This window comes from Variovorax sp. YR566, assembly GCF_051992195.1.
Taxonomy (GTDB): domain Bacteria; phylum Pseudomonadota; class Gammaproteobacteria; order Burkholderiales; family Burkholderiaceae_C; genus Variovorax.
Genome location: NZ_CP197092.1, coordinates 5107081 through 5122547, shown reverse-complemented (window position 1 = coordinate 5122547; position 15467 = coordinate 5107081). Strand labels below are relative to the sequence as shown.

The 15467-nt window shown below is 67.4% G+C and carries 2 protein-coding genes; both read left to right on the top strand.

The features are described 5' to 3' along the window. The first annotated feature begins 8 nt into the window (after positions 1-8). Entirely contained in the window at positions 9-6491 is a 6483-nt protein-coding gene (locus ACTG4X_RS23995; RefSeq protein ID WP_440532066.1) for an amino acid adenylation domain-containing protein, read from the top strand. Further along, positions 6491-15466 carry an amino acid adenylation domain-containing protein gene (locus ACTG4X_RS23990; RefSeq protein WP_440532065.1) on the top strand — a complete coding sequence of 2992 codons (8976 nt, stop codon included), beginning with the start codon at positions 6491-6493 and terminating at the stop codon, positions 15464-15466. The genes ACTG4X_RS23995 and ACTG4X_RS23990 overlap by 1 nt, the downstream gene beginning before the upstream one ends. Position 15467 lies beyond the last annotated feature (1 nt).

Genomic DNA, 15467 nt, shown 5'->3' with positions numbered 1-15467 from the left:
GCACCGTCATGCCCGAAATCCAGGATATCTCCGCACGCCGCGCCAGCCTGAGCGCCGAACAACGCGCCAGGCTGAAGGAAAGACTGCGCGGTGCGAACGTGGCCGGCACGCGCGAGGCCGGGAGCGCCATTCCCCCGCGCCCGCAGAAGGACCGGGCGCCGCTGTCTTTTGCCCAGCGCCGGCAGTGGTTCCTGTGGAAGCTGGACCCGGCCCGCACCGCCTATCACCTGAGCGGCGGCCTGGTGCTCACGGGGCAGCTGGACACCGAGGCCCTGCGCGCGAGCATGCAGGCGCTGGTCGATCGCCACGAGTCGCTGCGCACCGTGTTCCGCGAGGAAGGCGACGGCGAGGCGGAGCAGGTCATTCTTGAGACCTCGACGGTTGAACTGCCGTGCATCGACCTGAGCGCGCTCGACACTGAAGCGCGCGAAGCAGCCATCCAGCACGAGGTGCGCAGCATTCGCACCGAGCCCTTCGACCTCACGCGCGGCCCGCTGATGCGCACCGTGCTGCTGAAGACCGGCGCGCAAACGCATCGGCTGCTGGTCGTGATGCATCACATCGTGTCCGACGGCTGGTCCGTGCAGCTCACGCTGGACGAACTGGCCGCGCAGTACGCCGCGCGCGTGCAGGGGCAGCCGGCAGCGCAGCCCGCACTGACGGTGCAGTACGCCGACTACGCCGTCTGGCAGAACCAGTGGCTCGACGGCGGCGAGGGCGAGCGCCAGCTCGCATGGTGGCGCGATCACCTGGGCACCGAGCAGCCGGTGATCTCGCTGCACACCGACCGCCCGCGCAACGCCGATGGCCGCTACGGCTCGGCGCGCGTCACCATCGCGCTGCCGGCCGACACCGTCGCGCGGCTGCGCCAGCAGGCGCAGGGGCAGGGCGCGACGCTGTTCATGGCGCTGCTCGCAGGCTTCAATGCGCTGCTGTTCAGGCACACGGGGCAGACCGATGCGCGCGTCGGCGTGCCCATTGCCAACCGCAACCGCGCGGAGACGGCGGGCGTCGTCGGCTTCTTCGTCAACACGCAGGTGCTGCGCTCGCAAATCGGCGCGCGCACGACGCTGGCCGAGTTGCTGGTGCAGACGCGTGACACCGCCATCGGCGCGCAGACCCATCAGGACCTGCCGTTCGAGCAGTTGGTCGGTGCGTTGCGGCCCGAACGCAGCCTGAGCGCGAACCCGCTGTTCCAGGTGATGTTCAACCACGTGCGGCGCGACCATCGCTCGCTGGCTGAATGGCCGGGCGTGTCGGTTCAGCGGCTGGATTTCGAGGAAGAGGATGCGCAGTTCGAGCTGACGCTGCAGACGCTGGAGCTCGAAGACGGTCGGGTCGATGCGACCTTTCTCTACGCGGCGGAGCTGTTCGATCGGGAGACGATCGAGCGGATGGCTGGGCACTATCTGTCGGTGCTGGAGGCATTGACTGCCCAGCCTGAGCTGGCAGTGGGCGATGTGGCGCTGGTGGGTGCTGCGGAGCGCGCGCAGCTTGTGGCTTGGAGCGAGAACCCGCGCCGCCACGAGGGCGCACAACCCGTGCATCGCCAGATCGAGGCGCATGCGAAGCACCGCCCGGATGCGCCCGCGTTGGTGTTTGGCGATGAAGCCCTGAGCTATTCGGAACTCAATGCCCGTGCGAATCGCCTTGCCCACCGCCTGATCGGCATGGGCGTAGGCCCAGATGTGCTGGTAGGCATCTGCGTGGAGCGTTCCACCGAGATGATGGTGGGCATCCTTGCAGTGCTCAAGGCAGGCGGCGCCTACGTGCCCCTTGACCCCGAGTACCCCGCAGACCGCCTTTCCTACATGGTCGAAGACAGCGGCATCGCATTGCTGCTGACCCAGAGCCATCTGCGTTCGCTGATCCCGGGTGCCGACGCATTGCAGGTCCTGGAACTCGACACCCTCGATACAGCGTCCGAGTCCGAGGTCGACCCGCAAGTCAGCCTGCACGGCGAACACCTGGCCTATGTCATCTACACCTCAGGCTCCACAGGCCGCCCCAAGGGCGCAGCCATCCGCCATTGCTCGCTGTTCAGCTGCATGGCCTGGATGCAGGAGTTCTACACACTCGCAGGTGCAGACACGGTCCTGCACAAGGCCCCCTTCGGCTTCGACGTGTCGGTCTGGGAGATGTTCTGGCCGCTGACATCAGGAGCCAGACTGGTCATTGCCAATCCGGGCGATCACCGGGATCCGGTGCGCCTGGTCGAACTCATCCAGAAGCACCAGATCACGACACTGAACTTCGTGCCCTCGATGCTGCAGGCCTTCCTGGCCTACGAGGGCATCGAAGCAACGACGAAGCTCAAGCACATCATCTGCGGCGGCGAGGCCATGCCCGCAGCCACGCAGAGGGAAGCACTTCAGCGCCTGAGCGGCGCCACGCTGCAGAACCTGTACGGCCCGACGGAGACGACGATCCATGTCACCCAGTGGACGTGCCGGGACGACGGCAGCAGCCAGGTGCCGATCGGGAGGCCGATCAGCGAGACGCAGGCGTATGTGCTGGACGCCAGCCTGAACGAGGTGCCCGTAGGCGTGGCCGGAGAGCTGTACCTGGGGGGCATCAACCTCGCACGGGGCTACCTGAAGCGGCCAGCACTGACGGCAGAGCGCTTCATCGCAGCGGCCAACGGAAGCCGGCTGTACCGCACGGGCGATCTTGTGCGCTGGAACAACGAGGGGCAGCTGGAGTACCTGGGGCGCATCGACCACCAGGTGAAGGTGCGGGGCTTCCGCATCGAGCTGGGGGAGATAGAGGCGCAGTTGCAGGCGCAGCCCGAAGTCAGGGAGGCGGTGGTCGTCGCGAACGAAGGCCCTGCAGGAGCGCGGCTCGTGGGCTACGTCTCGGGCCAAGGCATAGACACAGCCACGCTGCGAGAGCGCCTTGCAGAGGCGCTGCCCGACTACATGGTGCCCAGCGTCATCGTCGTGCTCGATGCCCTGCCACTGAACGCCAACGGCAAGGTAGACCGCAAGGCGCTGCCAGCACCGGAGTTCACGAGCGACAGGGCGTATGAGGCGCCCGAGGACGAGGTCGAGCAGGCGCTCGCAACGATCTGGGCCGAAGTGCTCGGCGTCGCTCGCGTGGGCCGCAACGACAACTTCTTCGAACTCGGCGGCGACTCCATCCTCAGCCTCAAGGTAGCGGCGCGCGCCGCCAGGGCCGGCGTGCAACTGAATCCCCGACAGGTTTTCGAACACCAGAGCCTGTCGCGCATCGCCCATGCCATCAGGATCGATCACGCTTCACAGTCACCGGCAATTCCCGTACTGACGACAACGCAGCGCGCCGGCACCCTCGCGCTGTCTCACGCGCAGATGCGCCAGTGGTTCCTGTGGCAGCTCGACCCCGCAAGCACCGCGTACCACATCAGCGGTGCACTGAAGCTGGAAGGCAAGCTCGATGTAGAGGCCGTGCGCGCGAGCTTCAACGCGCTGGTGCAGCGCCACGAGTCCCTGCGCACAGTGTTCCGCGCCGACGCGCAAGGCCTGGCTCGGCAACTGATCCGCGAAGCCGGAGCGCTGGACATCGCCATGGTCGATCTCGCGGCGCTGCACACCGGGCAGGAACGCGAAGCGCGCAGCAGGGAAGAAGCCCTGCGCCTGAGCCACACGCCCTTCGACCTGGGCGAAGGCCCGCTGCTGCGCGTAGGCCTGATCCGCCTGGCGCCCGAGGAGCACATGCTCGTCGTGGTGATGCATCACATCGTGTCCGACGGCTGGTCGATGCAGGTCATCGTCGACGAATTCGTGGCGCAGTACAGCGCACGCGTGCAAGGCTCGGTTGCAGAGTTGCCTCCATTGCCGATCCAGTACGCCGACTACGCCGCATGGCAGCGCGACTGGCTCGAAGCCGGCGAGCGCGACCGCCAGCTGGCGTACTGGACGCAGCACATCGGCACCGAGCAGCCCGTGCTGCAACTGCCGACCGACCACGCAAGAAAGGCCGACGGTCGATACAGCGCCGTGCGGCATGGATTCGAACTGCCGGGCGACCTTGTGCAGCGGCTGCACCGGCGCCTGCAGGGCCAGGGCGCGACGCTGTTCATGGGCTTGCTCGCGGGCTTCCAGGTACTGCTCAGCCGCTACACCGGCGAGCCGGACATTCGCGTGGGCGTGCCGGTTGCCAACCGCCACCGCGCCGAAACCGAAAGCGTGATCGGTTTCTTCGTCAACACGCAGGTGCTGCGCAACGTGCTGGATGGCCGCGAGAGCCTGACGCAGGTGCTGATGCGCGCCAGGGAAGCCGCGCTCGGCGCACAGGCCCACCAGGACCTGCCGTTCGAGCAGCTAGTGGAGGCGCTGCAGCCCGAGCGCAGCCTGAGCACCAGCCCGCTGTTCCAGGTCATGTTCAATCACCAGCGCGGCGACCTGAAGGCGCTGCAGAACCTGCCCGGTCTCACGCTGAGCGAGTGCGACCTGGGTGCGCAGGCCGCGCAGTTCGAACTGACGCTGGAAACCACTGAAAGCGCCGATGGCAGTGTGCGAGCGAGCCTGCGGTACGCCGCGGAACTGTTCGAGCCGCGGAGCATCGAGCGCATGGCGGGCCACTACCTCGCGGTGCTGTCCGCCCTGGCCGATCACCCCGAACAGCCGGTGGGCGACGTGGCGTTGCTGGGCGAAGCCGAGCATGCGCAGCTGGCGGCATGGGGTGCGCGAAAGCGGGCGGCTGAAACGAGTGAGCCGATTCATCGGTTGATCGAGAAGCAGGTTCGGGCGCATCCCGAAGCGCCTGCGCTGTCCTTCGGCGAGCAGACGCTCAGCTACGCCGAGCTCAATGCACAAGCCAACCGCCTCGCACACCGGCTGATCGCCCTGGGCGTGCGGCCCGAGACCAAGGTGGGCATTGCAGTGGATCGCTCCATCGAGATGGTGGTGGGCATCCTGGCGATCCTGAAGGCCGGCGGTGCCTACGTGCCGCTGGATCCGGAATATCCGGCCGACCGGCTGGCCTACATGGTCGGCGACAGTGGCATCGCCCTGCTGCTCACGCAGAGCCACCTGCAGGTGCCCGGCACCGAAGCGCTGCAGGTGCTGGCGCTGGACACGCTCGGCCTGGCCGAAGAGCCGTTGCACGATCCGCAGGTCGAACTGCACGGCGAGAACCTCGCCTACGTCATCTACACATCGGGCTCCACGGGCCGGCCCAAGGGTGCGCAGCTGTGCCATCGCAACGTGAGCCGCCTGTTGAGCGCCACCGACGCCTGGTTCGGCTTCGGCCCAGAAGACGTCTGGACGATGTTCCACTCCTATGCCTTCGACTTCTCCGTGTGGGAGATCTTTGGCGCCCTGTGCACCGGCGGCAAGCTGGTGGTCGTGCCGTTCTGGGTGAGCCGCTCGCCTGAAGACTTCCTGCAACTGCTGCGCAAGGAGCGTGTCACGGTGCTCAACCAGACGCCCTCGGCCTTCGGCCAGCTGGCCGGCCTGCCCCAGGCCCATGAAGGCGGCCTGGCGCTGCGCACGGTGATCTTCGGCGGCGAGGCGCTGGACCCGCAACGCCTGCGCGGGTGGATAGAGCACCACGGCGACGACAGCCCTCAGCTGATCAACATGTACGGCATCACCGAGACCACGGTGCACGTGACCTGGCGGCGCATTACCGCTGCGGACGTCGGCGAGGCGCGCAGTCCGGTGGGCATCGCGATCCCGGACCTGGGGCTTCGGGTGCTCGACGGGCAGCTCAACCCGGTGCCGCTGGGCGTGGCGGGCGAGTTGTACGTCTCGGGCGCCGGGTTGGCGCGCGGTTACCTGAACCGCAAGGGCCTGACGGCAGAAAGATTCATCGCAGCGGAAGACGGGGAGCGGTTGTACCGCACGGGCGACCTGGTGCGCTGGAACAACGAGGGCCAACTGGAGTACCTGGGCCGCATCGACCACCAGGTGAAGGTGCGGGGCTTTCGCATCGAGCTGGGCGAGATCGAGGCAGGGTTGCTGGCGCAGCCGGAGGTGCGCGAAGCCGTGGTTGTTGCGAACGGCGGCCCTGCGGGGACCCGGCTGGTGGGCTATGTGTCGGGGCAGGACATCGACACCGCCGTGCTGCGCGAGCGTCTCGGCGAGGCGCTGCCCGACTACATGGTGCCCGCGGTGCTGGTGGTACTCGACGCACTGCCGCTGAACGCGAACGGCAAGGTGGACCGCAAGGCGCTGCCGGCGCCGGAGTTCACCGCGTGCAGCGCGTACGAGGCACCGCGGGACGAGACCGAAGAGAAGCTCGCCGCTATCTGGGCGGAGGTGCTGGGTGTCGAGCGCGTGGGGCGCAACGACAACTTCTTCGAGCTTGGCGGGCACTCGCTGCTTTCCGCGCGGCTGGTGGCGCGCCTGCATGCCGCCATGCAAAGCGAACTCACGATCCGCGACGTCTTCCAGTACCCGACCCTGGCCGCCATGGCCGCCCGGATCGCCGAGGCCCTTCGGGACAGCCCCGTGGTCCAGGCCCTTTCAGAAATCGATTCGCTGATCGACAGCATGGAGACCGTTTGATGGAAACCACAGCAACCCGTCGCATCGCCGAGCGCTTCTCCCGGCTGTCGACCGAGCAGCGCCGCGTGGTGTACGAGGGGATCCGTTCCAAGGGCCTGACGCTCGACCAGTTTCCCATCCTCCCGCGCGAAGACGCGGCGCAGGACCGCTGCCATGTCTCCTACGCGCAGCAGCGCCAGTGGTTCCTGTGGCAGCTCGATCCGCAGAGCACGGCCTATCACATCAGCGACGCGCTCAAGCTCACTGGAGCGCTCGATGTGGACGCGGTACGCACGAGCTTCAAGGCATTGGTGGCACGCCATGAATCGTTGCGTACGGTGTTTCGCGCCGATGCCGACGGGCTCGCCGAGCAGGTGATTCGCGAAGACGGCGAACTCGACTTCTCGCTGCTGGACCTGAGCAAGGCAGACCCCGATGCCCGCGAAGCGATGGCCCGCGAAGCGGCGCACCGCATCGGCAACACGCCCTTCGACCTGACGCAAGGACCGCTGCTGAGGGTGGCGCTGATCCGCCTGGAGCCCGAGGCGCACGTGCTGGTGCTGGTGATGCACCACATCGTCTCGGACGGCGGGTCGCTGCAGATCATCGTGGACGAGTTTGTGGCTCAGTACCGCGCCTGCGTGCAGCACGAAGCGGTGGCGCTGCAGGCAATGCCGATCCAGTACGCCGACTACGCCGTGTGGCAGCGCCACTGGCTGGAGGCCGGCGAGCAGGAGCGCCAGCTCGCCTACTGGAAGGCGCAGCTCGGCGCGACGCAGCCTGTGCTGCAACTGCCGCTCGACCGCGCCCGAAGGCCCGATGCCCGGTATGGCGCGGCCGCCCATCGGGTCGAGTTGCCCGTGCCGCTGGTTCAAGGCCTGCAGAAGCGGGCCCGGAGCCAGGGGGGCACGGTGTTCATGGTGCTGCTGGCCGGCTTCCAGGTGCTGCTCGGTCGCTACAGCGGCCAGCAAGACATTCGCGTGGGCGTGCCGATTGCGAACCGCCACCGTGTGGAGACTGAGGGCGTCGTCGGCTTTTTCGTCAACACACAGGTGCTGCGCGCCGTGGTCGACAACCGCACCAGCCTGTTGCAGGTGCTGGCGCAGACGCACGAGGCGGCATTGGGCGCGCAGATGCACCAGGACCTGCCGTTCGAGCAATTGGTCGAGGCACTGCAGCCCGAGCGCATTCCGGGAATCCAGCCGCTGTTCCAGGTGCTGTTCAATCATCAGCGCGCGGATTTCTCGGGACTGGAGGGGCTGACGGGGCTTGCGCTCGAGCCCTACGACCTGGGTGCCCAGGCCGCGCAGTTCGAGCTGATGCTGGTCACCGACGAGAGCCCCGACGGCCGGCTGCATGCGAAGTTCAGCTATGCGGCGGAGCTGTTCGATGCCTCGACCATCGAGCGCATGGCCGGCCACTACCTGGCGGTGCTGCAGGCGCTGGCGGACCACCCCGAACAGGCCGTGGGCGAGGTGACGTTGTTGAGCGAAGCCGAACGGGCGCAGCTCGCGGCCTGGGGTGCCAATTCGCAAAGCTTTCCGGATGCGACGCCGGTGCACCGGCTGATCGAAAGGCAGGCTGCGCAGCAGCCCGGAGCGGCAGCGCTGGTGTTCGGCGACGAGATGCTGAGCTACGGCGAACTCAACGCCAGGGCCAACCGCCTCGCGCACCACCTGATCGCGCTGGACGTCAAGGCTGAAACGAAGGTAGGGATCGCGGTGGAGCGTTCCATGGAAATGGTGGTGGGCCTGCTAGGCATCCTCAAGGCCGGCGGCGCTTATGTTCCGATGGACCCGGAGTACCCCGCGGAGCGGCTGGTCTACATGGCGCAGGACAGCGGCGTTGCGCTGCTGCTGACGCAAAGCCATCTGCAGTCGCAGGTGCCGGGCGCCGAGGGATTGCGCGTGCTGGCGCTCGACACGCTGGACCTGGACGCACAGCCCGCAAGCGACCCGCAGGTCGCGCTGCACGGCGAGAACCTCGCCTACGTGATCTACACCTCGGGCTCCACCGGCAGGCCCAAGGGTGCGCAGATGAGCCATCGCAACGTGACGCGGCTGCTCGGCGCCACCGATGCCTGGTTCCGGTTCGGCCGGCAGGACACCTGGACCCTTTTCCATTCCTATGCCTTCGATTTCTCGGTGTGGGAAATCTTCGGCGCGCTGTGCACCGGCGGCAAGCTGGTCATCGTGCCGTTCTGGGTCAGCCGGTCGCCCGAAGACTTCCTGCAACTGCTGCGGACGCAGAAGGTGACGGTGCTCAACCAGACGCCTTCGGCGTTCGGCCAGTTGATCAGCCTGCCGCAGGCCTACGAGGCTGGCCAGGAACGCCTGGCGCTGCGCGCGGTGATCTTCGGCGGTGAGGCCCTGGACCCGCAGCGGCTGCGCCAGTGGATCGAGCACCATGGAGACGAAAGCCCGCAGCTGGTCAACATGTACGGGATCACCGAGACGACGGTGCATGTGACCTACCGGCGGATCACGGCGGCAGACCTGGGCCGGCAGCGCAGTCCGGTCGGCCTTGCCCTTCCGGACCTCGGGCTGCGGGTACTCGATGCGCATCTGAACCCGGTGCCGGTCGGCGTGGCCGGCGAGTTGCATGTCTTCGGCGCCGGCCTCGCGCGCGGCTACCTGCACAGGGCCGGCCTGACGTCGGAACGCTTCGTCGCGGGAGCGGACGGAGAGCGGCTGTACCGCACGGGCGACCTTGTGCGCTGGAACAACGAGGGGCAGCTGGAGTACCTGGGCCGCATCGACCACCAGGTGAAGGTGCGGGGCTTCCGCATCGAGCTGGGAGAGATCGAGGCGCAGTTGCTGGCGCTGCCCGAAGTGCGCGAGGCGGTTGTGGTGGCCGACGAAGGCCCCGCCGGCACGAGGCTGGTGGGCTACGTATCGCCGCATGCCGGCCAGGCGATCGACGTTGCGCAGCTGAAGGAGCAACTGGGCCAGGCGCTGCCCGACTACATGGTTCCCGCGGCAATCGTCGTGCTGCAGGGATTGCCGCTTAACACGAACGGCAAGGTAGACCGCAAGGCGCTGCCGGCCGCGGAATTCACGAGCGAGCAGGCGTACGAAGCGCCCGAGGGCGAGGTGGAAGAGAAGCTCGCGGCGATCTGGGCCGAGGTGCTGGGCGTGGCGCGCGTGGGGCGGCAGGACAGCTTCTTCGAACTCGGCGGCCATTCGCTGCTGGCGCTGCGGCTGTTGGAGCGCATGCGCGCCCAGGGCTGGGCGGCACAGGTGCGCACGCTGTTCCAGCAGCCCCGGCTCGGCGCCTTCGCGCAGGCGCTGGCGCAGGAGCCGGTGCGGCGGGAAGTGATCGTTCCGCCCAACGGCATTCCGGCGGATTGCAGGGCGATCCAGCCGGAGATGCTGACGCTTGTGGCGCTGGATGCGCGGCAGATTGCGCGCATCGAGGCGGCGGTGCCGGGCGGGGCGGCCAACGTGCAAGACATCTACCCGCTGGTGCCGATGCAGGAGGGGATGCTCTTCCACCACATGCTGCAGACGGAGGGCGACGCGTACATCACGCTGAACCGCCTGAGTTTCGAGAGCCGCGATAGGCTCGAGCACTTCGTCGCCAGCTTCAACGAAGTGATTGCGCGCCATGACATCCTGCGAACGGCCGTGATGTGGGAAGACCTGCCCGAACCGGTGCAGGTGGTGCATCGCAAGGCGATGCTGGAGCTCCAGTGGCTGGCAGATGCCGAGCCGAGTGGTGCGAGCGCGGCCGCGCGGCTCGATGCGCACGTCGACCCGGCCCGCTACCGCATCGACGTGCGCAATGCACCGATGCTCAGGGCCATCGCCGCTCACGACACGGACAACGGCCGCTGGCTCCTTCAACTGGCGAACCATCACCTGGTGGTGGACCACACCACGCTGGAGCTGGTCGTCGAGGAAATCGCGCTGATCCAGCAAGGGCGAAAGGCCGAGCTGTCGACGCCTGTGCCGTTCCGGCGCTTCGTCGGGCAGGCCAGGCTGGACGTGAGCCAGGCCGAGCACAAGGCCTTCTTCAGCCGGATGCTCGCCGATGTGGAGGAGCCGACGGCGCCGTTCGGCCTGCTCGACGTGCAGGGCGACGGCACCCGCGTGCGCGAAACCTCGCTCGCGCTGGACGCCCGACTCGCGTTGCAGGTCAGGCGGCAGGCACAGAGACATGGCGTGAGCGCCGCGGCGCTGTTCCACCTGGCCTGGGCGCTGGTGGTGAGCAAGACCACGGGCAGGGACGACGTGGTGTTCGGCACCGTGCTGTTCGGCCGCATGCAGGGCGGCGCGAATGCCGACCGGGCGCTGGGCATGTTCATCAACACGCTGCCCGTGCGCGTTCGGCTGGGAACGCAAGGCGTGCAGGCATGCGTGCGCCAGACGCATGCGGCACTGATCGAGCTGATGCATCACGAATACGCCAGCCTCTCGCTGGCCCAGCGCTGCAGCGGACTGCCGGAGCGGATGCCGCTGTTCACGGCGCTGCTGAACTACCGCTACGGCGCGCAGCAGGGCAAGGCGGCGCAGAAGGGCCCGCTCTGGGAGGGCATGGAGATCCTCGGCAGCAGGGAGCGCACCAACTACCCGACCGAGATGTCGGTGGACGACCTGGGCGAGGGCTTCGGGTTGGTCGCGCAGATTCACGAGGCCGTGAATGCCGGGCGCGTGTGCGACCTGATGGTTGCAGCTGTCGAGGCCGTCGTGCAGGGCCTGTCGCTGCAGCCCGACTGGCCGGTCTGCGAACTCGGGGTGATGTCCGATGGCGAGCAGCGCCAGCTTGCCGCATGGGGTGAAAACGCTGTGCGGTACACCGAGGATGTGCCGGTGCACCGGCTGATCGAGCGTCAGGTCGCGGCACATCGCGACGCGGTGGCGCTGGTCTTCGGCGATGAGGTGCTGAGCTACGGCGAACTCAACGCAAGAGCCAACCGCCTCGCGCACCATCTGATCGCCCTGGGCGTGAAGCCGGAGACGAAGGTGGGGATTGCGGTGGAGCGCTCCATCGACATGGTGGTTGGCGTGCTCGCGATCCTGAAGGCCGGCGGTGCGTATGTGCCGCTGGACCCGGAGTACCCGGTGGACCGGCTGGCCTACATGGTGGCTGACAGCGGCATCGCGCTGCTGCTCACACAGAGTCACCTGAGAGCCCTGGTGCCGGGCGCCGAGGCGCTGCAGGTACTGGCACTGGACACGCTGGACACCGGCGGCTGCCCCGATGCAGACCCGCAGATCGCACTGGGCGGCGAGAACCTGGCCTACGTCATCTACACCTCCGGCTCCACGGGAAAACCGAAGGGCGTGATGGTGCGGCATCTGTCGCTCAGCCACTTCATGCTGAGCATGAAAGACGCACCGGGCATGACGCAGGACGACGTGCTGGTCGCGGTCACTTCCCTGTCGTTCGACATCGCTGCCCTGGAGCTGTATCTGCCGCTGCTCAGCGGTGCGCGCCTCGTGCTGGCATCGAGGGATGTGGTGCGAAGCGGCAGTGCGCTCGGGAAACTGATGGATGACTGCGGCGCCACGGTGCTTCAGTCCACGCCCGCGGGCTGGCGGCTTCTGCGGGCCACCGGATGGAATGGTGGCCGGCTCGCGAACTTCAAGGGCCTGTGCGGCGGAGAAGCGCTGCAGGAAGACCTTGCGGAAGACCTGCGGGCGATCGGCGTCGAGCTCTGGAACATGTACGGCCCCACCGAAACGACCATCTGGTCGACGGCGGCCGAGGTTCGCGGCAGGCCTCGCATCGGCGGACCGATTGCGGCCACAACGCTCCACGTTCTGGACGGATTCCTGAACCCGGCGCCGGTAGGTGTGCCGGGCGAACTGTTCCTGGGCGGCATCGGCCTGGCGCGCGGCTACTTCCAGCGCGCGGGCCTGACGTCCGAGCGTTTCATTGCGGCGCAAGACGGCCAGCGGCTGTATCGCACGGGCGACCTGGTGCGATGGAACGCTGAAGGGCAGCTGGAGTACCTGGGCCGCATCGACCACCAGGTGAAGGTGCGGGGCTTCCGCATCGAACTGGGGGAGATCGAGGCGCAGCTGCTGGCGCAGCCCGAAGTGCGCGAGGCCGTGGTGGTGGCGCGCGAAGGCGCGAGTGGCGCATCGCTGGTCGCCTACATCGCATTGCAGGTGGGGCAGGCGATGGAGGTGGCGATGCTGCGCGACCGGCTCGCGGTGGTGCTGCCCGACTACATGGTGCCGGCCGCCATCGTCGTGCTCGACCGCCTGCCTTTGAACGGAAACGGCAAGGTCGACCGCAAGGCACTGCCGGAGGCGGAGTTCACGAGCGACCGTGCATACGAGGCGCCCGAAGGCGAGGTGGAACAAAAGCTGGCTGCGATCTGGGCCGAGGTGCTGGGCGTTGCACGCGTGGGGCGGCATGACAGCTTCTTCGAGCTCGGCGGGCACTCCCTGTTGGCCGCACAACTCGCGTCGAGGGCACGCGTCGACGGCGGCTTCGAGTTGCCGCTGCGCAAGATATTCGAGCACCCGGTGCTTCGAGACCTTGCGAATGTCGCCCGGCAGGCGAGGCATGGCACCCCGTTGTCCAGCCAGGCACCGGTGCTGCAACCGGTCGAGCGCATGGCCGACATGAAGCTCTCACCCGCGCAACAGCGCTTGTGGCTGGTGAACCGGCTGTCGGACGGATCGACCGGCAAGCACTCGGCCTACAACATCTCGGCGGCGCTGCGGTTGTCGGGAGCGCTCGATGTCGATCTGGTGCGGGCCACGCTCGATGCCATCGTGCAGCGGCACGAAGTGCTGCGGACCTGCTTCCCCGAGAACGACGACGGCGACCCCGTGGCGCGCATCGCGCCAGAGAGCGAGCTCGTCGTTCCGTTGACGGATATTTCGCACCTGTCGGGCGAGTTCCGGGCGACAGCGATGAACGACGCGCTCGCCGCGCATGCGGGCACCGCGTTCGACCTGACCACTCGCCCGGCCTTTGCGGCGGCCGTGCTGCGCTTGCAGCCCGAGGAGCATGTGCTGCTTCTGTGCGTGCATCACATCGTGTTCGACGGTTGGTCGGAAGCCGTCTTCATCCAGGACTTCATGGCCCTGTATGCGGCGCTGCGGGAAGGGCGTGGCTCACCCCTTGCACCGCTCGCGATCCAGTACGCGGACTACGCCGACTGGCACCACCGCAAGCTCGCGCAGAACCTTGCGCAAGACACCGCGTTCTGGCGCGACTACCTCGATGCCGCTCCCGCCGTTTCCACGCTCAAACCCGATCGCACCCGTCCCCCTGTGGCTTCGGTGGCGGGCGACACGGTCGGCATCGACATCGGACGCGAACTCGCGCAGGCGCTGCAGGGCCTGGCGCGGGAGCAGAAGACCTCGCTCTATGTGTTGCTGCTGTCGGCCTTCCTGCTCGTGCTGCACCGGCAGGCCGCGTCGGACGACCTGGTGGTCGGCACTGACGTTGCAGGGCGCGACCATCCGGCGCTCGAAGACCTGATCGGCTTTTTTGTCAGCGTGGTGCCGTTGCGTTCCCGGCTCTTGCCCGCGCTGCCATTCGTGCAGTGGCTCTCGACGGTCAAGGAGAGCACGCTGTCGGCCTTCGAGCACCAGGACGTGCCGTTCGACCAGATCGTCGAGCTGGTCGGCGCGCCCCGCAGCCGCCAGCACAACCCGCTGGTGCAGGTGCTGTTCGTCATGCAGAACATGCCCGAAGAACGCTTCGAGATCCCGGGTGTCGTCATCGAGCCGATCGCGAAACCCGGAACGACATCGAAGTTCGACCTCGCGGTCTTCGTGAGCGAGAACGAAAGCGGCCTGCGGGCCGAGTGGACCTTTGCCTCCAGCCTGTATTTGCGCGAAACCATCGAACGCGCATCCGCCGCGTGGCGCGATCTCCTGCAGCAGGTTGTCGCGGCACCCAACGGCGTGCTGGAGAGTTTCGTCATTCAATCCAACCCGGAAAGAAAAACCATGTCATCTACTTCGCCTGCGCTGGGCAAACTGCAGAAGCTCAAGAAATTCGCGGACAAGGACCGCGACGTCCAGTCGGCACCGCGCTCGCCCGTGCGCACGTCCTTCCTGTCGGACCAACGGACTTTCCCGTTGGTCATCGAGGCCGCGAGCAGCGACATCGACGCGGTGGCATGGGCCCGGGAGCAGCGCGACTACATCGAGGCCAGCCTGCGCAAGCACGGCGGCATCCTGCTGCGCAATTTCGGCCTGCGTACGCCGCAGGAATTCGAGGCTTTTGCAGAAGTGATCGAGCCCGAGCTCTACGGCGGCTACGGCGACCTGCCGAAGAAGGAAGGCGGGCGCAACACCTATCGCTCGACGCCGTATCCCGAGCGCCAGATGATCCTGTATCACAACGAGAGCTCGCACCTCGACCGCTGGCCGCGCAAGCAGTGGTTCTTCTGCGAGCTGCCTTCGCCCGTGGGCGGCGCCACGCCCATCGTCGATTGCCGCGAGATGCTGCGCCATCTGCCGGCCGACATGGTGGCGGAGTTCGAGCGCAAGGAGCTGTTGTACGTGCGCACCTTCGTGCCCCGGTTCGACGTGAGCTGGCAGGACTTCTTCAAGACCGACAGCAAGGCGGAGGTCGAGGCGCGTCTCGCACTGACGGGCACCGCCTGGCGCTGGCTGGACGAGGAAACCCTGCAGACCCGCACCCGTTGCCCGGCGGTGATCACGCACCCCGTCACGGGCGAGCGCGTTTTCTTCAACCAGATCCAGCTGCACCATGTGAGTTGCCTGGAGGCGGACGTGCGCGAAGACTTGCTGGTCATGGCCGGAGGCCTGGATCGCCTGCCGCGGCACGTGACCTATGGCGACGGTACGCCGATCGATGATGAGACCATGGCGATCGTCGGCCGTGCCTACGAGGCGTGCGCCGTGCGCTTCGACTGGCGCCAGGGCGATGTGGTGATGCTCGACAACATGCTCGCGGCACACGCGCGGGACCCGTACGAGGGGCCGCGCAAGATCGTGGTCGCCATGGGCGCGATGTTCGACCGCGCTGCCCAGCAACCCGTTGTGTCCGAGGGTTGAA